The following is a 23,051-nucleotide window of genomic DNA, read 5'->3' on the forward strand; positions in this document are numbered from 1 at the left end:
CCTTTTGTGCTCTGGAGACCTCACATGTCTGACTTCTCTGGCTTGCCGCTGGTGATCGAGCCGAGCGACTTGCTCCCTCGCCTCGACGCCCGCGAACTGATTCTGGTGGACTTGACCAGTGCCGCCCGCTACACCGAAGGGCACATTCCCGGCGCGCGCTTTGTCGATCCAAAGCGTACGCAGCTCGGCCAGGCCCCCGCCCCGGGGCTGATGCCCCCGCAGGCAGCACTCGAAACGCTGTTTGGTGAGCTGGGGCACAACCCCGATGCGGTCTACGTGGTGTATGACGACGAAGGCGGCGGTTGGGCCGGACGCTTCATCTGGCTGCTGGATGTCATCGGCCACAGCAAGTACCACTATATAGATGGCGGCCTGCCGGCCTGGCTGGCGGAAGGTTCGCCCATGTCGATCCAGGTCCCGCCACCGGTGGGCGGCCCGGTTCCACTGACCTTGCACGATGAACCCACCGCCACCCGCGAATACCTGCAAAGCCGTCTCGGCGCCGCCGACCTGGCAATCTGGGATGCGCGCGGGCCGCTGGAGTACTCCGGCGAGAAAGTCCTGGCAGCCAAGGGCGGACACATTCCCGGCGCGATCAATTTCGAATGGACCGCTGGCATGGATCGGGCACGCCAGCTGCGCATCCGCACCGACATGCCGCAGATCCTCGAACAACTCGGGATCAGCAAAGACAAAGAAGTGATTACCCACTGCCAGACACATCATCGTTCTGGTTTCACCTATCTGGTGGCCAAGGCTCTCGGTTATCCGCGGGTCAAAGGCTACGCCGGCTCCTGGGGCGAATGGGGCAATCATCCCGATACCCCGGTAGAAATTTAAGATTTTTAAGGACCGTTAATGAACAAGCGTCTGTTTCTCCTCGGCCAGTACCTGCTGCCCCACAACTTGCTCTCGCGACTGGCCGGCTGCATCGCCGAATGCCGCGTGCGCTGGTTCAAGAATGCCTTTACCGCCTGGTTCGCCAAGCGTTATCAGGTGGACATGTCCCAGGCGCTGGTCGAAGACCTGACCGCCTATGAGCACTTCAACGCGTTCTTCACCCGCGCACTGAAAGACGGCGCCCGTCCGCTGGACGAAACCCCGGGCGCGATCCTCAGCCCCGCCGACGGCGCGATCAGCCAGCTCGGCCCGATCGAGCACGGCCGCGTGTTCCAGGCCAAGGGCCACAGCTTCAGCGTGCTGGAACTGTTGGGTGGCGATGCGGCAAACGCTGCGCCGTTCATGGGTGGCGACTTCGCGACCATCTACCTGTCGCCGAAGGACTACCACCGCGTGCACATGCCCCTGGCCGGCACCCTGCGCGAGATGGTCTACATCCCGGGCCGTCTGTTCTCGGTCAACCAGACCACTGCTGAAAACGTTCCGGAATTGTTTGCCCGCAACGAGCGCGTGGCGTGCATTTTCGACACCGAACGCGGCCCGATGGCTGTGGTACTGGTGGGTGCGATGATTGTGGCTTCGATTGAAACCGTGTGGGCCGGTCTGGTGACACCGCCGAAGCGCGAGCTGAAAACCTTCCGTTACGACGAAGCCGCACGCGCGCCGATCCACCTGGAAAAAGGTGCGGAACTGGGTCGGTTCAAACTGGGTTCGACCGCCGTCGTGCTGTTCGGGCCGGATCAGGTGAAGTGGGCTGAAGAAATGACCGCCGGTACAGCGGTGCAGATGGGTCAGGGCATGGGCGCACCGAAGGCCTGATCAACGCACATACCTGTAGGAGCGAGCCTGCTCGCGATGGGCGTTAACGATGACGCGGGCAATCTGAATGCCCGCGTCGCCTCGCCGCTCATCGCGAGCGAGCTCGCTCCTACAGTTGTTTTGCGGTGTTACAGCTGGCCGTCGCGATCGCGGAAACCCAGCAGGTAGAGCACACCATCCAGCCCCAATGTGGAAATCGCCTGCTTGGCCGACTGCTTGACCAGCGGCTTGGCCCGGAACGCCACGCCCAACCCGGCAATCGCCAGCATCGGCAAGTCATTCGCACCATCGCCGACCGCAATGGTCTGCTCCAGGCGCAAGCCTTCCTTGTGTGCCAGTTCCTTCAGCAAATCCGCCTTGCGCTGTGCATCGACAATCGGCTCGACCGCCACGCCGGTGACTTTGCCGTCGACCACTTCAAGCTCGTTGGCGAACACGTAGTCGATACCCAGTTTGGCCTGCAATTGCTTGGCGAAGTAGGTGAAGCCGCCCGACAGAATCGCGGTCTTGTAGCCCAGGCGCTTGAGTTCGGCGAACAGGGTTTCGGCGCCTTCGGTCAGGCGCAGCGAGGCACCGATGGAGTCCAGCACATTGACGTCCAGACCTTTGAGCAAGGCCAGGCGCTCCTTGAAGCTGGCGCGGAAATCCAGCTCACCGGCCATTGCCCGCTCGGTGATTTCCGACACTTTGTCGCCGACGCCGGCCGCCTTGGCCAGCTCATCGATCACTTCGGCTTCGATCAGCGTTGAATCCATGTCGAACACCGCCAGGCGACGGTTGCGACGGAACAGCGAATCTTCCTGGAAGGCGATGTCGACGTTCAGTTCCTGGGCGACGCTGAGGAATTCGGCACGCAGCGCCTGCGGATCAGCCGCCTCGCCACGCACGGAAAACTCGATGCAGCCCTTGCCCTTGTCGGCCGGGGTGTCCAGCGGCATGCGCCCGGACAGGCGATCGATGTGGTCAATATTCAGGCCATATTTGGCGGTGATCGAGCTCACGGCCTGCAACTGCCCGGCTGTCACCTTGCGGGTCAACAGGGTCACAATGTGGCGCTTTTTGCCCTGATTGCCGACCCACTGCTGGTAATCCTGTTCGGACACCGGCGTGAAACGCACTTGTTGATCGAGTTCATAGCCCTTGAACAAGATGTCCTTGAGCACGGACTTGCCTTGCTCGGTGTCGGGAATTTCAACCAGGATGCCGAACGACAAAGTGTCGTGGATCACCGCCTGACCGATGTCGAGAATGTTCACACCACCCTGGGCCAGAACGCCGGTAATGGCCGCAGTCAGACCCGGACGGTCGACTCCCGTGATGTTTATCAGGACGATTTCGCGCAAGGCGCACCCCCGCAAGTGGAAAAAAACCGCATTCTACCCACTTTCAGTGACCATCGGGCACCGTGAGCGCTTTGACGGTCTAGGGCCTGTCGCTATACTGCGCGTCAACTTCACGGACAAAAGAGCCGAGCTCAAGTGAACCGGCCCACGCCAGTAAAAACCGACAACTTCTTCCTGCTGATCTTCCGGGCACTGCGCCACCGCCGTGTACCGATTGCATTGCGCATCGCCAGCCATAACGTGATCCTGGTCGCCCTGGCCCTGGTCATCTATGCCGGTGTGATGGGCCTGCAGTTCAAGCAGGCCATGCACGAGCAGGCGGATGCGCTGGGCGAAAGCCTGACTACGCAGACGGCCACCTCGGCCACCGAGCTGTTGGTGTCCAACGACATCCTCAGCCTGAACGTGCTGCTCAACAACCTGACCAAGAACAAGCTGGTGGCCCACGCCGCCATCTACAGCCCGGACAACCGCATCCTCGCCGAATCCGGCCAGCGCCCCAAGCATGGCCTGCTGGGCGAAGCCGAGGGCATGTACCAAAGCAAGATCACCTTCCAGGACGTGACTGCCGGGCAATTGCGCATCAGCCTGGACATGGACCAGTTCCAGCAGCCGATGACCATCAGCCTGCAAAGCATGGGCATTCTGAGTGCAATCCTACTCGCCCTGTCCCTGGCCCTGAGCCTGCGCATGGGGCGTTATCTCTCCACGCCGCTGCTGCAATTGCGGGTGTGGCTGCGCAATATCGATGAATTCACCCCGGCCACCGACCGCCAGGACGAAATCGGCGACCTGGCGCGCCAGCTGCACGCCAACTTCGCCCCGGAGCCCGCCCCTGTGCCAGAACCGGAACCGGAGTTCGACGACATGGATGACGAGGCCGACCCGGCCTTCGAAGTCCGTAACCTGCGCGATCCGAGTTTCGACGAGAGCCGCCCGGTAGCGGCGCTCAAACCAGCGCCACGACAGATCGTCAGCACCGTTGAAGACGACGATGACGAAGACCCGTTCGCCGATCTGCGCGACGAGTCGCTGGACAGCACCCCACAACCGGTGATTCGCAAAGCCACGCCGAGCGTGCCGCAACACAGCGCGGTGCTGGCGGTGCAACTGGGCTCCCAGGAGCAACTGCGACGCCTGCCGCGGGCGCGTCTTGAAGAACTGCTCGAGCGCTATCGCGATTGCCTAGACCAGGCAGCTTCCCTGTATCAGGGCGAAGTAGAGACCTTGAACGATGGCAGCACGCTGATGCTGTTCCACACCGAAGACAGCGGCGACGATTACCTGACCAACGCCATTTGCTGTGGCGAGCTGCTGCGGGCCCTGGGCCACCAGTTGCAGATCGAAGTCGCGGACAGTGGCATCACCCTGCAATTGCAGCTGGGGCTGACCCTGGGCGACGAACTGTTTGGCCTGAGCCAGATCGATTTGCTGCTGACCGACCCTGCCCAGGACGCCCTAGCCCTGTCGCAACACAGCCGCAACCTGCTGCTGGTGGAGCGCAAGATCAGTGACGACGTGTTGATCCGCCAACGTGCACGGATCCGCCCGATCGCCAGCCCTGAAGGTGCATGCTGCGTAGAGCGGTTGATGGAGCCGTATCCGTCGATGCTTGAACGGCAACTGGCGCGGATGCATGAGCGTCGCGCTTAAGCCTTAACCTCGATATGAAGAAGCCCGCAGATGAGTGATCGTCTGCGGGCTTTTTTGTTGCCTGTTTTGGCCTCATCGCGAGCAAGCTCGCTCCCACACTTGATCCGGGTTAGCCCAAGGGTGTGCTCACTGAAGATCCCCTGTGGGAGCGAGCTTGCTCGCGATGAGGCCAGAACAGGCGCTAGATATCTCCAACCTGTAAAAACAACAAAGCCCGCATCAATGCGGGCTTTGTATGGATTCAGTCCACACTTAGAAGCGGAACACTTCCATATCCGTACGAATAGGCGCGGCCATCGGGATCTTCGGCTGCTTTTCCTGTTCTACCGCAGGTGCTGCCGCCTTGGCTGCCGGCTTGCGTGGGGCTTCGGCGATCGGCGGCTGATTGGCCAGGGGCTTGAGCGCCACCGACAGTTGTTCGGCCAGGCGTTGCAACAACACACCCTGTGCCTGGACCTGAGCTGCCGTGGTACCGGCATGCTGTTCCTGCAAATGGATGATGCGGTTGTCGCGGACCTGCCCGCGACGGTCGATCAGGCGCCATTGCGCGTCGAGGATCGCCGGTTGTTTTTCACCCGAATCCAGGCGCGTGATGGTCAGCAGTACCTGAACGTCCGGGGTGAAGCCCAATGTCGCCGGGGCCAGCACAACGCGCTGGCTGTCCAGGCGACCCGCGACCTGGCGCAGCAGTAGCTGATCGATATCCGACGAAAGGCTGCCAGCCCAACGACCGTCGGTCGAGGCTTGCAGGCTGCCATCCGGCTGACGCTGCAACAGGGTTTCGCGTTGCAGGTAGTCGGCCACGGTGACCGGCCCCAACAATACCGCCATGCCCGCGTTCTGTGCGGGCTGTACCGGACTACCAGCGTCCAGTTGATACAACGACACCGGCTGGTGAACGCTGCAACCCGCCAGGCCAAGAACGCCGGCGAGCAAAAGAATAAAAGGAAGGCGCAGAGCAGTCATCGTCCCATCCAGGTGGTCGCTAAAAGGCTGACCACAGTGAAAATACTCAATAAATATGAAGAACGCGCGGCAATGCCGGCGCTTGAAAGGCCATATCATCCGTGAATATGCGTTCCGACTCCAGCGCAAAGCGCCGAACTACGGGTTAATTCGTAGTTCGGCGCTTCTAAGTCGCCTAATTGAGGTTTTCGACGAGCAGCGCATCGACCCTCTGGAAGCCACGCGGCAACTTGTTGCCACGACGACCACGTTCACCCTTGTAGTGTTCAAGATCGTCCGCTTTCAGTGACAAGGTACGTTTCCCGGCCTGCAACACCAGTGTTGCACCGTCCGGCAATACGGCGATGTCCGTCACATACTCTTCGCGACTGGCCACTCGCTCACCGGGAATCCCGATGATCTTGTTGCCTTTGCCTTTACCTAATTGTGGCAGGTCGCTGATTTTGAAGATCAGCAGGCGACCTTCGGTCGTCACCGACGCCAGCCAGTTCTGCTCACGATCGGCCACAGGGCGTGGCAGCATGACCTTGGCGTTGTTCGGCAGGCTCAACAGGGCCTTGCCTGCCTTGTTCTTGGCCTGCAGGTCTTCACCCTTGACCACGAAGCCGTAGCCGGCGTCGGAGGCGATCACGTACAGCGCATCGTCTTCCGGCATCAGCACGCACTCGAAACTCGCCCCTGGCGGCGGCGTCAGGCGACCGGTCAGCGGCTCGCCCTGGCCACGGGCCGACGGCAAGGTGTGGGCGGCCACCGAATAACTGCGGCCCGTGGAGTCGATAAACACGGCAAACTGGTTGGAGCGCCCGGCTGCCAGTGCCTTGAAGCCGTCCCCGGCCTTGTAGGAAAGCCCGGTGGCGTCGATTTCGTGGCCTTTGGCGGAGCGAATCCAGCCTTTTTCCGACAGCACGACCGTCACTTTCTCGTTCGGCAGCAGGTCGTGCTCGGTCAGGGCCTTGGCTTCGGCGCGCTCGACAATAGGCGACCGGCGGTCATCACCGTAGGTTTCAGCGTCCTTGATCAGTTCGCTGCGCACCAGTTTTTTCAACTTGGCTTCGCTGCTCAGCAGGGCTTGCAGCTTGGCTTGTTCCTTGAGCAGTTCATCCTGCTCGGCACGCAGCTTCATCTCTTCCAGTCGCGCCAACTGACGCAGACGGGTGTCGAGGATGTAGTCGGCCTGGATTTCGCTAAGGGCGAAGCGCTCGATCAGCGCGGCTTTCGGCTGCTCCTCGGTACGGATGATGTGGATCACTTCATCCAGGTTGAGGTAGGCAATCAGCAAACCGTCCAACAGATGCAGGCGACGCTCGACCTTGTCGAGGCGGAATTGCAGGCGACGACGCACGGTCTGCACCCGGAACTCCAGCCATTCGACTAGCAGCGCCCGCAGGTTTTTCAGCTGCGGCTTGCCGTCCAGGCCGATGATGTTGATGTTGACCCGGTAGCTCGACTCCAGCTCGGTGCTGGCGAACAGGTGCTGCATCAGCGCATCGTGGTCGAAGTTTTTCCGTGCGCCCGGAATGATCACGATCCGGCACGGGTTTTCGTGGTCGGATTCGTCACGCAGGTCGGCAATTTGCGGCGCCTTGGACGGCTTGGCCTGCATCATCGCGGCGATCTGCTCCAGCACCTTGGCGCCCGAGACCTGATGCGGCAGCGCGGTGACGATGATGTCGCCGTCTTCGATGTGATACACGGCGCGCATGCGCACAGAACCGCGACCGGTTTCGTAGATTTTCAGCAGGTCGGCGCGCGGTGTGATGATTTCCGCTTCGGTCGGGTAGTCCGGGCCCTGGATGTGTTCACAAAGCTGTTCGACCGTGGCCTTGGGCTCATCGAGCAAACGCACGCACGCCGTGGCGACTTCCCGCAGGTTGTGCGGCGGCACGTCGGTGGCCATGCCCACGGCGATACCGGTGGTGCCGTTGAGCAGGATGTTCGGCAGGCGGGCCGGCAACACCAGCGGCTCGTCCAGCGTACCGTCGAAGTTCGGGCCCCAATCCGCCGTGCCCTGGCCCAGTTCGCTGAGCAGCACTTCGGAGTAACGCGACAGCCGCGCTTCGGTGTAACGCATGGCGGCGAAGGACTTGGGATCATCCGGCGCACCCCAGTTGCCCTGGCCGTCGACCAGCGTATAGCGATAGCTGAACGGCTGGGCCATCAGCACCATGGCTTCGTAGCAGGCCGAGTCGCCGTGGGGGTGGAATTTACCGAGCACGTCACCGACGGTACGCGCCGACTTCTTGTGCTTGGAATCAGCGTCCAGCCCCAGCTCGCTCATGGCGTAGACGATACGCCGCTGTACCGGTTTCAGGCCGTCGCCGATATGCGGCAGGGCACGGTCCATGATCACGTACATGGAGTAGTTGAGGTAGGCATTTTCGGTGAAGTCAGCCAGTGACCGGCGTTCTACACCGTCCAGGCTGAGATCAAGGGAGTCGCTCATGCGGGCCTCATCGGTTCGTTGTCTGGCGCAGCAGCATGGTGCCACCGCGCTGGGTAAATTCAAGTTTGTTCAGTGCGCTCATGCCGAGCAACACTTGATCGCCATGCAGCCCCGGGGCCACCAGTGCGCGTACATCCCGCAGCACGATGTCGCCCAGTTGCAGGCGTTCAATACGGGTGCGATAGCCCTGGCTCAGGCCATTGGCCGTGCTCAGGGTCACGCCGAATCCTTCTTCGAGCTTCAAACGCTTGGCAAGGTCCGCCGGAATCGACACATCGGTCGCCCCGGTATCGAGCATGAAGTCCACCGGATGGCCGTTGATCTGACCGCTGGCGACAAAATGCCCCTGCGCATTGCTCACCAGTTTCACCTCAATGAAACCCTCGCCCTGCTCCGAGCTGACCACCACGTTCGGATTTTGCTGACGCGCTTCCCACTGGCCGAAAAAACGCGTGGCCAGAAACAACGCGGCACACCAGGCCAGTACCATAAACACCCGGCCGATGCGCTGCCCCGGGCTTCGTTGTCTCATGACTTGGCACTCCAGCCACCTTCCGGTGCAGCAAAACGCCAGACCACCGGACGGACTTCGCCATCGGCGCGAGCACCGTTGTTGTTATCGATACCGATCCAGACACCGTCAGCTTCCACTACCAGCGCTTCCGCGAGGCCATAACCCTGTGGATAACGCCGATTTTCCTGCAATGCCTCTTCGGCAAACGACCAGCAACGCTCGACTTCGGCGGTCAGCGCGTCTCGGCGGCAGATCTCGAACGCTTTGCGCTCCAGGGTAAACAGCTTGCCGTTGAACAATGACAGATCGGCAAAATCCCGAGACATCGCTCTGGCGTGGGGAAACTGTGCGGGTTGCATTTCTTTCCCGGCTTCACTCAGCAGCACGCATCCACCATCGCAGTCCCACACCAATTGCTTGCGCTTGATCAGCAGCAACCCGCGGCTCTCGCGCTCGGCAGCCAACCACAACTGGTCACCTTCAGGATTGATCGCCAGGCCTTCGAACAGTGCATTGAAACGCAACAACATGCCGCTGGCCCGGGCTTCACGCGCCATGAGCGGCGAAATCTTCAGCCAGGACGTCGGCCCGGTTGGCGGTATTTGCAACACCGCTGCATGGGATTCGCTGACCACGTAACGATTGCCGGCGCGGTCACAGGTGATGCCTTCGAAATCCAGATTGCCGCCACGCACGAACGAAGCGGCCCAGGTCCGCGAACGCAATCCCCAGGGCAACCCGCTGTCAGGTACTTCAGGTACGCCGATGCCCACGGCCTCTGCGCGCCAGACGTTGGCCCGGGTATCGAGACGATAGATCTGATCATCGTCACGGTCGGAGACCGTCCACAGCTCCTTGCCGCACTGGGCCAGCCCGGACAGGTTGCCGCCGCGCATGCCATCGACGGCATGCTCGGACAACAGACGCAGTTGCGGTGTCGGTTCGCCAGACACCGTCATTGAGGTCAGCAGCAACGCACACGCCAGGGCAAAGCCCAAGCGCATCAGCCCAGCACCTCGGCCAGGTTGCCCTTGGACTCCAGCCAGGTCTTGCGGTCACCGGCACGCTTCTTCGCCAGCAGCATGTCCATCATTTCCGAGGTAGCCTCGAAATCCTCCAGGGTCAACTGCACCAGACGCCGGGTGTTCGGGTCCATGGTGGTCTCGCGCAACTGCGGCGGGTTCATTTCGCCCAGACCCTTGAATCGGGTGACCTGCGGCTTGCCGCGCTTCTTCTCGGCCACCAGGCGATCGAGAATCCCGTCGCGCTCGGCTTCATCGAGGGCGTAGTAGATCTCTTTGCCCAGGTCGATGCGGTACAACGGCGGCATCGCGACGTAAACGTGACCGGCATCGACCAACGGGCGGAAATGCTGGACGAACAAGGCGCACAGCAAGGTCGCGATGTGCAGACCGTCGGAGTCGGCGTCGGCGAGGATGCAGATCTTGCCGTAGCGCAGCTGGCTCATGTCCGCCGCGCCCGGATCGACACCGATGGCCACGGCGATGTTGTGCACTTCCTGGCTGGCCAGCACTTCGCTGCCGTCGACTTCCCAGGTATTGAGGATCTTGCCGCGCAACGGCAGGATCGCCTGGAACTCCTTGTCCCGCGCCTGCTTGGCCGAACCGCCGGCGGAATCACCTTCGACCAGGAACAGCTCGGAACGCATCGGGTCCTGTCCGGCACAGTCGGCCAGTTTGCCCGGCAGCGCCGGGCCTTGGGTAACGCGTTTGCGCTCGACCTTCTTGCTGGCCTTGAGGCGACGGCCGGCGTTGTTGATCGCCAGTTCCGCCAGCAGCATGCCGGTTTCCGGGTTGGCATTGAGCCACAGGCTGAACGCATCCTTGACCACACCGGAGACGAACGCCGCCGCTTCACGGGACGACAGGCGCTCCTTGGTCTGCCCGGAGAATTGCGGTTCCTGCATCTTCATCGACAGAACAAAGGCGATGCGTTCCCAGACGTCTTCCGGTGCCAGCTTCACGCCGCGCGGCAGCAGGCTGCGGAATTCGCAGAACTCGCGCATGGCGTCGAGCAGGCCCTGACGCAGACCGTTGACATGGGTACCGCCCTGGGCCGTCGGGATCAGGTTGACGTAGCTTTCCTGCACCGCATCGCCGCCTTCCGGCAGCCACAGCAGCGCCCAATCCACGGCTTCCTTGTTACCGGCAAAAGCGCCGCAGAACGGTTCGTTCGGCAGGCGCTCGAATTCGCTGACCGCGTCCACCAGATAGGAACGCAGGCCGTCTTCGTAATGCCATTCGACTTTTTCGCCGGTGGCCTTGTCTTCAAAACTGACCAGCAGGCCCGGGCACAGAACGGCCTTGGCCTTGAGCACGTGCTTGAGGCGGCTGATGGAGAATTTTGGTGAGTCGAAGTATTTCGGGTCCGGCGCAAAGAACACGCTGGTCCCGGTATTGCGCTTGCCGACAGTACCGACGACTTCAAGCTCGGTGGCCTTGTAGCCATCCTTGAAGGTCATCTGGTATTCGTTGCCGTCACGTTTTACACGCACCCGCACTTCGGTGGACAAGGCGTTGACCACGGAAATACCCACCCCGTGCAAGCCGCCGGAGAACTGGTAGTTCTTGTTGGAAAACTTGCCACCGGCATGCAGCTTGGTGAGGATCAACTCGACGCCCGAAACACCTTCCTCGGGGTGAATGTCCACCGGCATGCCTCGGCCGTCATCGCTGACCTCCAGGGAATGGTCGGCATGCAGGATCACCTGCACCGATGTGGCATGCCCGGCCAAGGCTTCGTCGACACTGTTGTCGATGACTTCCTGGGCAAGGTGGTTCGGCCGACTGGTGTCGGTGTACATGCCGGGGCGTTTGCGCACCGGGTCGAGGCCCGAGAGGACTTCGATGGCGTCTGCGTTATAAGAGCTAGCGCTGGGAGTGGCCATGGGGTCTCGTCGTCAGTGTTCGGTGAAAAAAGAATTCATGGGGCTATCGCTCACAGTGCGGTGAAATCGATTGCCTGATACAAATCGGCGCCAATGCCGGCAAAACTCAACATGGCCGGCAATTGCCCGGCAAAACCCTGGAAACTGTGGTCGCCGCCGGCCTGGATACGCAAGGCGCATGCCCGGTAATACTGCTGGGCGAGGCGATAGTCCAGCGTTTCGTCTGCCGTCTGCAACCATACCTGATAACGCTGTGGATCCCGGGGCGCCGGCACTTCCAGTTCGGCCAGGGCCACCACGTGGTCGTGGGTCATTTCCCAGGTCTCTTCGGTATACAGGTTTTTCTGCGTCCCCAGATAGCCGTCGAACATCCGGTGCGGGCTGACGGCAGGGTTGATCAACAGGGCTTTCAAGCCATGGCGCTCGGCCAGGTGAGTGGCATAGTAGCCGCCGAGCGAGCTGCCGACCAGCAGTGGCCGCCCCAGCTCGGCAATCGCTTGCTCCAGCTGCTCGATAGCCTGGCGCGGGTGATGGTGCAATGCCGGAACGCGCAAGTGTTCGCTCAGGCCCAGACGCTCCATCACCTCGACCAACTGACAGGCCTTCTTCGACAACGGCGAGCTGTTGAAGCCGTGGATATAAAGGATCGAACCGGACATTTGAGCTCCCTGTGCGTCGGCTAAAGAGGCGGAGTTTACTGTAGGAGCGAGCTTGCTCGCGATGGTCGTCAACGATAACGGTGCAAACCTGACGCCCCGCGGCGCTCTCAGGCTAATCACGAGCGAGCTCGCTCCTGCAAGGGATTTATGAACAACGCAGATCCAATGTGGGAGCGAGCTTGCTCGCGATGGTCGTCAACGATAACGGTGCAAACCTGACGCCCCGCGGCGCTCTCAGGCTAATCGCGAGCGAGCTCGCTCCTACAGGGGGGTCAGTAGCCGTTGGAACCGTAATCCACGGTGAAATCAAACCCGGTGACCCGCTCGACACCCGTTTCCAGCCGCCCATCGGGCAGCAACCGCAGCCAGCGATATCCGGGGGCCTGTTCCCCGACCTTGAAATCCTCACTGCCGGGCTCGAACTGGATGCAGGTCGAGGGCGAGGCGATCAAACGTACGCCGTTGCGCATCCGGTCGATTTCCTGGTGCACATGCCCCCACAACACCGCGCGTACCTGCTCGAATCGATCCAGCACGGCGAACAGCGCCTCGGGATTGCGCAAGCCGATCGGTTCCATCCATGCACAACCGATGGACACCGGGTGATGGTGGAAGCACACCAGATGATGGCGTTCCGGCGCTTCGCTCAATGAGCGGGCGAGCAACTGCAGCTGTTCATCCTGCAAATAACCCGGCACCGAGCCTGGCACCGCCGAATCGAGCAACGTGACCCGCCAGTTGCCGATATCCACCACCGGTTCGAGCAAAGCGCTCTGCACCGCTGCCTCGGCCATGATCTGCGGCTCATCGTGATTGCCGGGAATCCAGCGCGCCGGCGCATCGAGCTGACGCGTCATGTCGCGAAATTGTTGGTAGGACTCCAGCGTCCCGTCCTGGGACAGATCACCCGTGGCCAGGATCAAGTCAATCCGCGGCTGTTGCGCGCGCACCAGCTCGATGACCTTTTGCAGGCTGTCGCGGGTGTTCATGCCCAGCAACGCGCGGTCCGCTTCGGCAAACAGGTGACTGTCGGAGAGTTGCACCAGCAACGCCGGATCGGCGGTGGTCAATGTGGATACGCTCGGCAAGGCGTTCTCCCAGGGCGTGATCACGGGGATGGGTAAGTGCCGCAATTATGCTGGGGGACGATCGAAAGGGGAAATCTGTGAACCTGACGCAGTTCACAACTGCTGATCACAATTAACGTACCACTTCGTACTCATGCCCCAGCGCCAGGCAATGGCTCAGCCACTCGCCCAGAAACATGTTCAGCTGGGCCTTTTCGTCCGGCTGGTGCATCGAGGCGTTCGGGTAAGGATAGATGCCGCGAAAGCGTCGTGCATGTTCGGCGCTGACCACTTCGGCCATGCGCGCGTCGTGATAGACCTGCACTTCCAGTTGCGGCACCGGCAGCCAGGGCAGGCTGTGTTCCTGACGCACTTGCAGGGTCGTGGTGTAGGGGCAGGTCAGCAGGACTTCCAGGGCCAGCACACCGAGCATCTGGTCGCCATGGGTCACGGCGATGCGCCGCGCGGCGGGCTCGCTGCGCATGTCCGGCAGCAGTCGCATCAAGCGCGCGTAGTTCGCCTCGCAGGACGCTTGCAGCCCCACCAGGTCCACCCGATAGCGATCGCGCAGCTTGTTTACGACCATAACCCCCTCACTTCAACGCGGTTCAAAGCCAGCCATTGCAAGGCAATGATGCTCGCCGCGTTGGCAATACGCCCGTCGCGCACGGCTTGCAGGGCATCTTCGAAAGCCCAGACCGTGACGCGGATGTCTTCTGCCTCTTCCTCCAGCCCATGCAGGCCGCCAACCCCGGTAGTGTCGCAACGCCCCAGGTACAGATGCACGAATTCGTTGCTGCCGCCCGGCGATGGAAAGTATTTGGTTATCGGCCAGAGCGCCCCGATTTCAAGCCCAGCTTCCTCCTGCGCTTCGCGGTGAGCAACTGCTTCCGGCACTTCATCCTTGTCGATCAGACCAGCGACCAGTTCGATCAGCCACGGGTTGTCGGCCTTGCCCATGGCGCCGACGCGAAACTGCTCGATCAGCACCACTTCATCGCGTTGTGGATCGTAAGGCAGCATGCATACCGCGTCATGGCGAACGAACACTTCACGATTGATCTCGCGACTCATGCCCCCGGCGAACAATTCGTGGCGCAAGTGCACGCGTTCGAGTTTGTAGAAGCCCTCGTAGCACTTTTCGCGCCGCACGATATCAACGGCGGTCGGAATGGCGTTGGCAAAATCCGTCATGACTATCCTCTTTTACTGCAAATCCTGTTCGAGGCTGCTTTTTTTCCTGGGCCTCGACTTCGCGCCATCCTAACGCGCCCGTGACGTTTGATGCAGCCCCTTTCCCGTCAGCGGGATGGACGGTGAGGGCGAAACCCACTCTAATTAGCTTAGTGGCGAACTGACTGCTTTGTTGAGAGTCGAAGCCGGTAACTTTTTGCCTTCCCTGTTTCAGAAAGGACGCTCATGTCGCTTTTCAAAATCGCCTCCGTGGCCGCTATCGCCCTGACCCTGGGCGCTTGCGCGAGCCTGTTCCAGCCCAACTACCGGACGCCGCTGGAAACCACCCGCGACGCCTCCGAGCAACTCAAGCCCGGTTGCAGCAACCCGGATTGCCCGCTGGTCAACATCGACACCCTGCACTTCCCGGACGAGCCTGCACTGGACGGCATCATCGAAAAGCGCCTGCTGCAAATGACCCGCACCTCGCCCGACGCGCCGGTCGCCCCGACCCTGGCGGCCTATCGCGAAGAGTTTTTGCGCACCGCCGGCCCGCGCTTCAGCAGCTATCTGCAGGCAAAGGTACGTGAGCAGCATGACGGCTTGGTGATCGTCGAATTGTCCAGCTACCTGGACACCGGCGGTGCCCATGGCACCCCAGGTCGAGGGTTCATCAACTATTCACGCCAACAGCATAAAGTGCTGACGCTGTCGGACATGCTGGTGCCAGGGCAGGAAGACGCGTTCTGGAAAGCCGCGCAAGTGGCACACAACAGCTGGTTGATCAGCACCAAGCTCGATCAGGAGCCGGAGTTCGTGAAGAGCTGGCCGTTCCAGAAAACCCAGAACGTGGCGCTGACCTACGGCGGGGTAATCCTCAAATACGAAACCAGCACCATCGCGCCTTACGCGCTGGGCCATGTCGAGCTGAAGATCCCCTACCCTCGCCTGAACGGCATCATCAAGCCCGAGCTGTTTCCCGGCCGTAACTGAAGGCCCGGCCCAGCACTAGCTGGAGCAACCCTGCCACTACCAGTGCCGGCAGGGTTGCGCCGACATCCGGATACAGGTTGGCCAACAAGTGATAGGTGCTGACCCCGCCCAGCCAGGCGAGCAGCGCCGGCCAGCGCAACGCGGGTGACGCCACCTGGCCACTGCGTTTGCGCAGGATGAAGTGATCCACCAGCACCACGCCGAACAACGGCGCAAACACCGAACCGATCAGCAGCAGGAAGTTCTGGTACTGGGCCAACGGCGCCAGCAGGGCAATCAGCGTGCAGATAACGCCGATGGCCAACGCCAGGTGCTCGACTTTGGCGCGCAACAGAATCCCGCTGGACACCGCCGCCGAGTGAATATCGGCAAAGGCGTTTTCCGATTCATCCAGCAGAATCAGCAACAGCGGAATCCCCAGGCCGGCGCCGGCCAGCGCCAGCAGCAAGGCATTGACTTCACCGCTCGGCGCGAACGCCAGGGTGTAGGCCACGCCCAGGCTCATCAGCCAGAAATTGCCGATGAAGAAACCGATGGCGGTGCCGCCGAAGACGTTTTTCGCCCGCTTGCCGAAGCGCGAGTAGTCGGCGATCAGCGGCAACCACGAGAGCGGCATGGCAATGGCGATGTCGAAACCCACGGCGAACGGCATCGAACCGTCACCGGCCTGGGCCCACAATGCGGCCAGGTCAGCCTTGGCGAACAGGTTCCAGGTCAGCCAGACACACGCGGCCAGCAGCAGCCAGATACCCCATTTGCGCAGGATCTGGCGCACGAAAGTCAGCGGACCGCTGACCGCGAGCAAGGTCGCAAGGGCGCCGAAAAACAGCGTCCACAGCACGGGATTGGACAGCAGGCTACCTTCGTTGAAGGCCTTCGCGCCCAGCAGGCTGGCAGCATCGCGCATGACGATGATTTCGAACGAACCCCAGCCGATCAATTGCAGCAGGTTCAGTACCGCCGGCAGGCTTGCGCCTTTGGCGCCGAGGCTGAGCTTGAGCGCAGCCATCGACGACAGGCCGGTGTCGCTACCGATCACACCGACGGCGGCCAGCAGCAGAACGCCGACCAGGGTGCCGAGAAAAATCGCCAGCAACGAACCGGACAGGCCAAGGCCTGGCGCGAGCAATGCACCAGTCTGCAGGACCATCAGGCCGATGCCGAGGGAGAACCACAGGGAAAACAGATCGCGGCCGCCGAATACACGCTTGTCGGTCGGCACCGCGATATCGGGGGAGTAAGTGCTGGGTTGAATGCTCAAGGGTGTTATCTCAGAGGGACATTTGTTGTTTGTATGATCGTCATCGCGAGCAAGCTCGCTCCCACAGGGGACTTGCGGCGCTCACAAATCCCTTGTGGGAGCGAGCTTGCTCGCGATGGCGGCGGTGCAAGCACCGCCGCCCTCAGCTCAGATCAAACTTTCTGATACAGCTGACTGCCTTCCTGCTTGAAGCGCTCGGCCTGTTCGGCCATGCCTTGGGCGACGTCCACGTCGACCGCTTCGATCCGCTGGTTGGCCGCATACTCGCGGACTTCCTGGGTGATCTTCATCGAGCAGAATTTTGGCCCGCACATGGAGCAGAAGTGCGCCACCTTGGCCGAATCCTTCGGCAGGGTTTCATCGTGATACGAACGCGCGGTGTCCGGATCGAGCCCCAGGTTGAACTGGTCCTCCCAACGGAATTCGAAGCGCGCCTTGCTCAAGGCATTGTCGCGGATCTGTGCGCCCGGATGCCCCTTCGCCAGATCGGCGGCATGCGCGGCGATCTTATAGGTGATGATCCCGGTCTTCACGTCATCCTTGTTCGGCAGGCCCAGGTGCTCCTTCGGCGTCACGTAGCAGAGCATGGCGCAACCAAACCAGCCGATCATCGCCGCACCGATACCGGAGGTGATGTGGTCGTAGCCCGGCGCAATGTCGGTGGTCAGCGGGCCTAGGGTGTAGAACGGCGCCTCGTCGCAGCATTCGAGCTGCTTGTCCATGTTCTCTTTGATCAACTGCATCGGCACGTGGCCCGGGCCTTCGATCATGCACTGCACGTCGTGTTTCCAGGCAATCTTGGTCAGCTCGCCGAGGGTCTCCAGTTCGCCGAACTGCGCTTCGTCGTTAGCGTCGGCAATCGAGCCCGGACGCAGGCCATCGCCCAGCGAGAAGCTGACGTCGTAGGCCTTCATGATTTCGCAGATGTCTTCGAAATGGGTGTAGAGGAAGTTCTCTTTGTGGTGCGCCAGGCACCACTTGGCCATGATCGAACCGCCACGGGAGACGATGCCGGTCACGCGCTTGGCGGTCATCGGCACGTAGCGCAACAGCACGCCGGCGTGGATGGTGAAGTAGTCGACGCCCTGCTCGGCCTGCTCGATCAGCGTGTCGCGGAACAGCTCCCAGGTCAGGTCTTCGGCCACGCCGCCGACTTTTTCCAGGGCCTGGTAGATCGGCACCGTACCGATCGGCACCGGCGAGTTACGGATGATCCACTCGCGGGTTTCGTGGATGTGCTTGCCCGTGGACAGGTCCATGACCGTGTCCGAACCCCAGCGAATGCCCCAGGTCAGTTTCGCCACTTCTTCTTCGATGGACGAACCCAGTGCACTGTTGCCGATGTTGCCGTTGATCTTCACCAGGAAGTTACGGCCGATGATCATCGGTTCCAGTTCGGTGTGGTTGATGTTGGCCGGAATGATCGCGCGGCCACGGGCGATTTCGTCACGGACGAATTCCGGGGTGATGATTTTCGGCACACTGGCGCCGAAGCTGTGGCCGGCGTGTTGCTGGTCCAGCAGGCCGGCGGCACGGGCCACTTCCAGCTTCATGTTTTCGCGGATGGCGACGTATTCCATCTCGGCGGTGATGATGCCTTTGCGCGCGTAGTGCATCTGGCTGACGTTGGCGCCCGGCTTGGCGCGGCGCGGGTTGTTGACGTGGGCGAAGCGCAGCTTGGTCAGCTCCGGATCGGCAAGTCGCTCCTGGCCAAAATTCGAACTCAGGCCGCTCAGGCGCTCGGTGTCGCCACGGGATTCGATCCACGGCGAACGCACATCGGCCAGGCCTTTGCGCACATCGATGATGACATTGGGGTCGGTGTACGGACCCGAGGTGTCATACACAACCACCGGTGCGTTGACCTCGCCACCGAAGTCGGTCGGCGTCACGTCCAGGCTGATTTCGCGCATCGGCACGAGGATGTCCGGGCGAGTGCCCTGAACATAGATTTTTTGCGAGCGGGTAAACGGCTGAACCGATTGCTGATCGACCTTGGCCGAATCACTCAGGTTGGTGGCGATTTTTGCTTTTGTAGTCATCACGGGCTCTCCAGACACACATCCAGGCAGTGGATTTTTGTCGGAGCGAACCTGTAAACGAATGGACGCACGGGCGCTGGGAAAACCAGCTGTGCTGTGCTCAGTGCTCGAGGGGTGTTCGATTGTCGAACAACATCCCGGACGAAGCACAAGAGGACTCGCCGGGTGACGAGAAATCTTGTTCCCTACGCAGGCGCTAACCTGATCAGGTTCAACGGGATCCGAAATTATTCGATCTCAGCCTCAAAGCAAGGCACCCCGACAAGAACCCGGCCAGTCTAGACACAACTGGCAAAGAACGCCAACCCCACGGCAAACACCATGATGAATGGCGTAATTACACGCAGTATCAGGATTGTTGCCGTCCGAATGCACAACTACACTCGCTACGCTGAGCCGCGCATTGACGCTGTCAAAGCAGGGCCTTAGCCTTGGCGCTCAAATTACCTCTGTAATATCAATTCTAGGGATCGTCTATGCTGCGCAAACTCTCACTGGCCCTCGCCGTGTCTTGTGCGTCCAACGGAATGGCCTGGGCAGCAGATGTGCCCTTATCGGCCAAGACGGACCTGGTCAGCGTTTATCAAGAAGCCGTCAACAACAACGCCGACCTGGCGGCTGCCATCGCCCAATATGGCGCGCAGAAAGAAGTCGTGCCCCAGGCTCGCGCCGGGCTGCTGCCGAACCTCTCGGGCGGCGCCAATGTTTCCGAGGTGCGTACGTCGCTCGATCAACCTTCGGGCACGACCAACCGCGACGCTCATTCCTACCAGGCCACTTTGGCGCAGCCGTTGTTCCGCGCCGATCGCTGGTTCCAGTTCCAGGCCGCCAAGGAAGTCAACGAACAGGCCGCCCTGCAACTCTCGGCGACCGAGCAAAACCTGATCCTGCAAACCGCTGACAGCTATTTCAACGTGCTGCGCAGCCAGGACAACCTGGCTTCGACCAAGGCCGAAGAAGCGGCGTTCAAACGCCAGCTCGATCAATCCAATGAGCGTTTCGATGTCGGCCTCTCGGACAAGACCGACGTATTGAACTCACAGGCCAGCTACGACACCGCTCGCGCCAACCGCATCGTTGCGCAGCGCCAGGTGGACGACGCCTTTGAAGCATTGATTACCCTGACCAACCGTCAGTACAACTCGATCTGGGGCATCAGGCATGACTTGCCGATCCTGCCGCCAGTACCGAACGACGCCAAGGCCTGGGTCGAAACCGCGGGCAGGCAGAACCTCAATCTGTTGGCCAGCAACTATGCCGTCAGCGCCGCCGAGCAAACCGTCAAGCAGCGCAGGTCCGGGCACTTGCCAACGCTTGACGCGGTCGCCAAGTACGAGAAAGGCGACAACGATGCGCTGGGCTTCAGCAATCCGGTTCCCTTGGGCCAACCCTACGGCGGCAACGTCGAGCAAACGACCGTGGGCCTGCAACTGAACATCCCGATCTACAGCGGTGGCCTGATCAACTCCCAGGTGCGTCAGTCCTATGCACAACTGGACCAGACCGAACAGCAACGCGAATCCCTGCGCCGCAGCATCGTGGAAAACACCCGCGACCTGCACCGCGCGGTGAACACCGATGTCGAGCAGGTACAGGCGCGCAAGCAATCGATCATCTCCAACCAGAGCGCGGTGGAAGCGACTGAAATCGGCTATCAGGTGGGTACGCGAAACATCGTCGACGTGCTGGATGCGCAGCGCTCGCTCTACACCTCGGTGCGCGACTACAACAACACCCGCTACGACTACATCCTCGACAACCTGCGCTTGAAGCAACAGGCCGGCACGTTGAATCCGGGGGACCTGCAAGTCCTGGCACGCTGGCTCAACCCGAACTACAACCCGGACAAGGACTTCCTGCCTCCGGATCTGGCCAAGGCGGCAGAGGAGCAGTTGAAAGCGCGGCCTTGACCATCAGTTCAAGGCAGCACAAACCTTGTGGGAGCGAGCTTGCTCGCGATAGCTGACTGACAGGCACCTTAGGTGTTGGATGTACAGCCGCCATCGCGAGCAAGCTCGCTCCCACAGGATCAGCGGCGAATTGAAGACTTGTCGATCAACCGCCCCAACCCATCCAGCAACCGCTGCAACGCCCCCTGATTGGTGCGCATCACCGTCAACCCGGCCTCAGCCATGCGCTGCGCATCTCGCGGCAGTTCGAACAGTCGCTGCACCGCCACCGCCAGCCCTTCGGCATCTTCCACTTCCTGCAACGCCCCGGCACTGCGCAACTGCGCGGCGATTTCGAGGAAGTTGAAAAGATGCGGACCGCTCAACACCGGTTTAGCCAGGGCCGCCGGCTCCAGCAGGTTATGCCCGCCATTCGGCACCAGGCTGCCACCGACAAATGCGCTGTCCGCCAGGGCGTAGAGAAACAGCAACTCGCCCATGGTGTCGCCCAGCAGCACTGAAGTATTCGCACTGACCGCATCGCCGCTGGAACGCCGGACCGTGGCAAACCCTTGTTGCTGGCACAACCCGAACACCGAATTGAAGCGCTCAGGATGACGCGGCACCAAAATCAGCAGGGCATCGGGGTGACTGGCCAACAACTGACGGTGGGCCGCCAGCACCACCTCGTCTTCGCCGTCATGGGTACTGGCCGCGATCCACACCGGTCGTTCCAGCGCCTGCCATTGCCCGCGCAACTCAACGGCGCGCTCCAGCAGTTGCGGGTCGATGGTCAGGTCGAACTTGATCGACCCGGTCACTTCGACGGTTTCCGTCCGCGCGCCCAGGTCGCGCAAGCGCTGGGCCTCGGCTTCGGTCTGCACCGCGAACAGACTCATCTCGGCCAGCATCGGCTGGGTCAGCCTGGGAAACCGGCCGTAACCTCGGGCCGAACGCTCGGACAGCCGCGCATTGGCCAACGCCACGGGGATCCCGCGCTTGGCACATTGATGGATGTGGTTGGGCCACAGTTCGGTTTCCATGATCACCGCCAATTTCGGCTGGACCCGATCGAGGAAGCGCCGGGCAGCGCAAGGCAGGTCATAGGGCAGATAGCAGTGCTGGATGCGCGGCTCATTGGCGAACAGCGCATGGATGCGTTCCGAACCGGTCGGGGTCATGCAGGTCACGGTGATCGGTAGATTCGGATAACGCGCCAGCAAGGCGCGAATCATCGGTGCGGCCGCAATGCTTTCGCCCACCGACACGGCGTGCACCCAGATGCCGCCCGGTTTCATCGTCGGTATCCCGTAGGAAAAGCGCTCGCCGATGCGCCTGGCATACGCCGGCGCCTTGCGCGCGCGTAGCCAAAGCCGAATCGCTACCAATGGCAGCCCCAGATAAAACAGCGCGGTGTAGAGAGTTCTATTCATGGCGGCGGAGTTTATCGGCTTTTTTCGCCTATCGTCTGCAAGTGCACGGCAAAACGTTCGGCGAGCCAGCGCGCGGCCGGACCGAGCGGTTCATCCCGGCGCCATACCAGTTCCACCACAAGGGCCGGCGGGGTCCATTCGCTGACCAGTTCGACCATCTGGTTCTGATAGGTCGGGTACTGCACCACGTGGCGCGGCAACCAGGCCCAGCCAAGGCCGCGCACCAGCCATTCGGCCATCACATAGAAGCTGTCGGCGCGCCAGACCTGCGGGCTGGCCGGATCACTGCCGGGATAAATGCTCGACTCTGTGGACATCAGCAACTGCCGATGTTGCGCCAGTTGCTGGCCGTCCACTGCGCCCTTGCGCGCCAACGGATGATCCTTGCCGCACACCGTGACCATTTCCACGCTGCCCAGCACCCGCCGCTCAAGTGCCTCGGGAATCTGATCGTGAAAGAACAGCAACCCCAGATCGGCGCGCCGCTCCACCAGCTTGCGCGCGACATCGCCTTGGGCGGCGCTGGTCAGTTGCACTTCAAGGCTGGGGAATTTTTCCGCCAGGGCTTCGAAGCTTTCGATGATCGGCTGATAAGGCATCGCCTCATCCTGTGCCACACGCAGTCGAGCTTCCTGCCCGCGCATCATCGCCAGCGCCCGGCCATTGAGCCGTTCGCACTGGCGCAACACTTCCCGCGCTTCGTCCAGCAAAGCCGTGCCGGCTTCAGTGAGTTTCGGCTGACGGCCGCTGCTGCGGTCGAACAGGCTGACGCCCAGGTCTTCTTCCAGCAACGCTATCGAACTGCTGACTGCCGACTGCGCCTTGCGCTGATCGCGCGCCACAGCAGAAAACGAACGCTGCTCCGCTACGCTCACAAACAACCGCAGCTGCTCCAGATTCCATTGCATGCTCATGGCCAACCCATCTCTCAAACAGATAGGTAATGACTTTACCGCATCTGGCGAATCTCTAGAATGCCGACCTCAGA

19 protein-coding genes and 1 riboswitch are annotated in these 23,051 nt (G+C 61.4%); of the genes, 5 read left to right on the top strand and 14 right to left on the bottom strand.

The window, feature by feature from the left end; translation table 11 throughout:
• Nucleotides 1-24 precede the first annotated feature (24 nt).
• Together rhdA and asd are read left to right on the top strand one after the other, a co-directional pair.
• Nucleotides 25-840 carry a thiosulfate sulfurtransferase gene (gene rhdA, locus AC1RS8_RS00885; RefSeq protein ID WP_057712254.1) on the top strand — a complete coding sequence of 272 codons (816 nt, stop codon included), beginning with the start codon at nucleotides 25-27 and terminating at the stop codon, nucleotides 838-840.
• A gap of 18 nt (nucleotides 841-858) precedes the next feature.
• Entirely contained in the window at nucleotides 859-1,719 is an 861-nt protein-coding gene (gene asd, locus AC1RS8_RS00890) for an archaetidylserine decarboxylase (protein ID WP_095964686.1), read from the top strand.
• 128 nt (nucleotides 1,720-1,847) lie between these two features.
• Here the strand turns inward: asd and serB are convergent, their stop codons facing one another.
• Nucleotides 1,848-3,062: a phosphoserine phosphatase SerB gene (serB, locus tag AC1RS8_RS00895; protein WP_057395688.1), complete on the bottom strand. Its 1,215-nt coding sequence runs from the start codon at nucleotides 3,060-3,062 to the stop codon at nucleotides 1,848-1,850.
• 135 nt (nucleotides 3,063-3,197) lie between these two features.
• Here serB and AC1RS8_RS00900 point away from each other — a divergent pair, with 135 nt between their 5' ends.
• Nucleotides 3,198-4,715, top strand: coding sequence for an AhpA/YtjB family protein (locus tag AC1RS8_RS00900; protein ID WP_154910352.1), 1,518 nt, complete (start codon nucleotides 3,198-3,200; stop codon nucleotides 4,713-4,715).
• A 252-nt stretch (nucleotides 4,716-4,967) separates the two neighbouring features.
• Here AC1RS8_RS00900 and AC1RS8_RS00905 read toward each other — a convergent pair whose 3' ends face one another.
• From AC1RS8_RS00905 to AC1RS8_RS00945, 9 genes are all read right to left on the bottom strand, one after another.
• Nucleotides 4,968-5,681 carry a PqiC family protein gene (locus AC1RS8_RS00905; protein ID WP_102669292.1) on the bottom strand — a complete coding sequence of 238 codons (714 nt, stop codon included), beginning with the start codon at nucleotides 5,679-5,681 and terminating at the stop codon, nucleotides 4,968-4,970.
• A 175-nt stretch (nucleotides 5,682-5,856) separates the two neighbouring features.
• Nucleotides 5,857-8,124 carry a DNA topoisomerase IV subunit A gene (gene parC / locus AC1RS8_RS00910; protein WP_057712258.1) on the bottom strand — a complete coding sequence of 756 codons (2,268 nt, stop codon included), beginning with the start codon at nucleotides 8,122-8,124 and terminating at the stop codon, nucleotides 5,857-5,859.
• Nucleotides 8,125-8,131: 7 nt separating this feature from the next.
• Nucleotides 8,132-8,656, bottom strand: coding sequence for a retropepsin-like aspartic protease family protein (locus tag AC1RS8_RS00915; RefSeq protein WP_057712259.1), 525 nt, complete (start codon nucleotides 8,654-8,656; stop codon nucleotides 8,132-8,134).
• On the bottom strand, nucleotides 8,653-9,642 hold the full coding sequence (locus tag AC1RS8_RS00920; RefSeq protein WP_489339643.1) for an esterase-like activity of phytase family protein: 990 nt from the start codon (nucleotides 9,640-9,642) through the stop codon (nucleotides 8,653-8,655). Before AC1RS8_RS00920 ends, AC1RS8_RS00915 begins: the two co-directional genes overlap by 4 nt.
• Nucleotides 9,642-11,546, bottom strand: coding sequence for a DNA topoisomerase IV subunit B (gene parE / locus AC1RS8_RS00925; protein WP_090452794.1), 1,905 nt, complete (start codon nucleotides 11,544-11,546; stop codon nucleotides 9,642-9,644). Before parE ends, AC1RS8_RS00920 begins: the two co-directional genes overlap by 1 nt.
• Before the next feature lie 50 nt (nucleotides 11,547-11,596).
• On the bottom strand, nucleotides 11,597-12,205 hold the full coding sequence (locus AC1RS8_RS00930) for a YqiA/YcfP family alpha/beta fold hydrolase (protein ID WP_057712262.1): 609 nt from the start codon (nucleotides 12,203-12,205) through the stop codon (nucleotides 11,597-11,599).
• 272 nt (nucleotides 12,206-12,477) lie between these two features.
• Nucleotides 12,478-13,293, bottom strand: a complete 816-nt coding sequence (cpdA, locus tag AC1RS8_RS00935) for a 3',5'-cyclic-AMP phosphodiesterase (RefSeq protein WP_057712263.1) — start codon at nucleotides 13,291-13,293, stop codon at nucleotides 12,478-12,480.
• A gap of 112 nt (nucleotides 13,294-13,405) precedes the next feature.
• Nucleotides 13,406-13,858 carry a DUF1249 domain-containing protein gene (locus tag AC1RS8_RS00940; protein WP_007977461.1) on the bottom strand — a complete coding sequence of 151 codons (453 nt, stop codon included), beginning with the start codon at nucleotides 13,856-13,858 and terminating at the stop codon, nucleotides 13,406-13,408.
• Nucleotides 13,849-14,466, bottom strand: coding sequence for an NUDIX domain-containing protein (locus AC1RS8_RS00945; RefSeq protein WP_489339642.1), 618 nt, complete (start codon nucleotides 14,464-14,466; stop codon nucleotides 13,849-13,851). The genes AC1RS8_RS00940 and AC1RS8_RS00945 overlap by 10 nt, the downstream gene beginning before the upstream one ends.
• Before the next feature lie 225 nt (nucleotides 14,467-14,691).
• Here AC1RS8_RS00945 and AC1RS8_RS00950 point away from each other — a divergent pair, with 225 nt between their 5' ends.
• Complete coding sequence (locus AC1RS8_RS00950) at nucleotides 14,692-15,438, top strand: RsiV family protein (RefSeq protein WP_102669298.1); 747 nt, start codon at nucleotides 14,692-14,694, stop codon at nucleotides 15,436-15,438.
• On the opposite strand, the gene cytX is transcribed toward AC1RS8_RS00950, so the two are convergent.
• A complete protein-coding gene (gene cytX, locus AC1RS8_RS00955) occupies nucleotides 15,407-16,699 on the bottom strand; it encodes a putative hydroxymethylpyrimidine transporter CytX (protein WP_489339641.1) in 1,293 nt (430 codons plus the stop codon). The two genes, AC1RS8_RS00950 and cytX, sit on opposite strands and share 32 nt — an antisense overlap.
• Nucleotides 16,700-16,851: 152 nt before the next feature.
• A complete protein-coding gene (gene thiC / locus AC1RS8_RS00960; protein WP_008063536.1) occupies nucleotides 16,852-18,741 on the bottom strand; it encodes a phosphomethylpyrimidine synthase ThiC in 1,890 nt (629 codons plus the stop codon).
• 165 nt (nucleotides 18,742-18,906) lie between these two features.
• Nucleotides 18,907-19,012, bottom strand: a riboswitch (TPP riboswitch).
• A gap of 205 nt (nucleotides 19,013-19,217) precedes the next feature.
• Between thiC and AC1RS8_RS00965 the strand changes: the two genes are divergently transcribed.
• Entirely contained in the window at nucleotides 19,218-20,651 is a 1,434-nt protein-coding gene (locus AC1RS8_RS00965) for a TolC family outer membrane protein (protein ID WP_150811905.1), read from the top strand.
• Nucleotides 20,652-20,770: 119 nt separating this feature from the next.
• Here AC1RS8_RS00965 and waaA read toward each other — a convergent pair whose 3' ends face one another.
• Together waaA and AC1RS8_RS00975 are read right to left on the bottom strand one after the other, a co-directional pair.
• On the bottom strand, nucleotides 20,771-22,063 hold the full coding sequence (gene waaA / locus AC1RS8_RS00970) for a lipid IV(A) 3-deoxy-D-manno-octulosonic acid transferase (protein WP_489339640.1): 1,293 nt from the start codon (nucleotides 22,061-22,063) through the stop codon (nucleotides 20,771-20,773).
• A gap of 11 nt (nucleotides 22,064-22,074) precedes the next feature.
• Nucleotides 22,075-22,977 carry a LysR family transcriptional regulator gene (locus tag AC1RS8_RS00975; RefSeq protein ID WP_191622243.1) on the bottom strand — a complete coding sequence of 301 codons (903 nt, stop codon included), beginning with the start codon at nucleotides 22,975-22,977 and terminating at the stop codon, nucleotides 22,075-22,077.
• Nucleotides 22,978-23,051 lie beyond the last annotated feature (74 nt).

The sequence above is a fragment of the Pseudomonas sp. GW821-FHT12A04 genome (assembly GCF_058807755.1).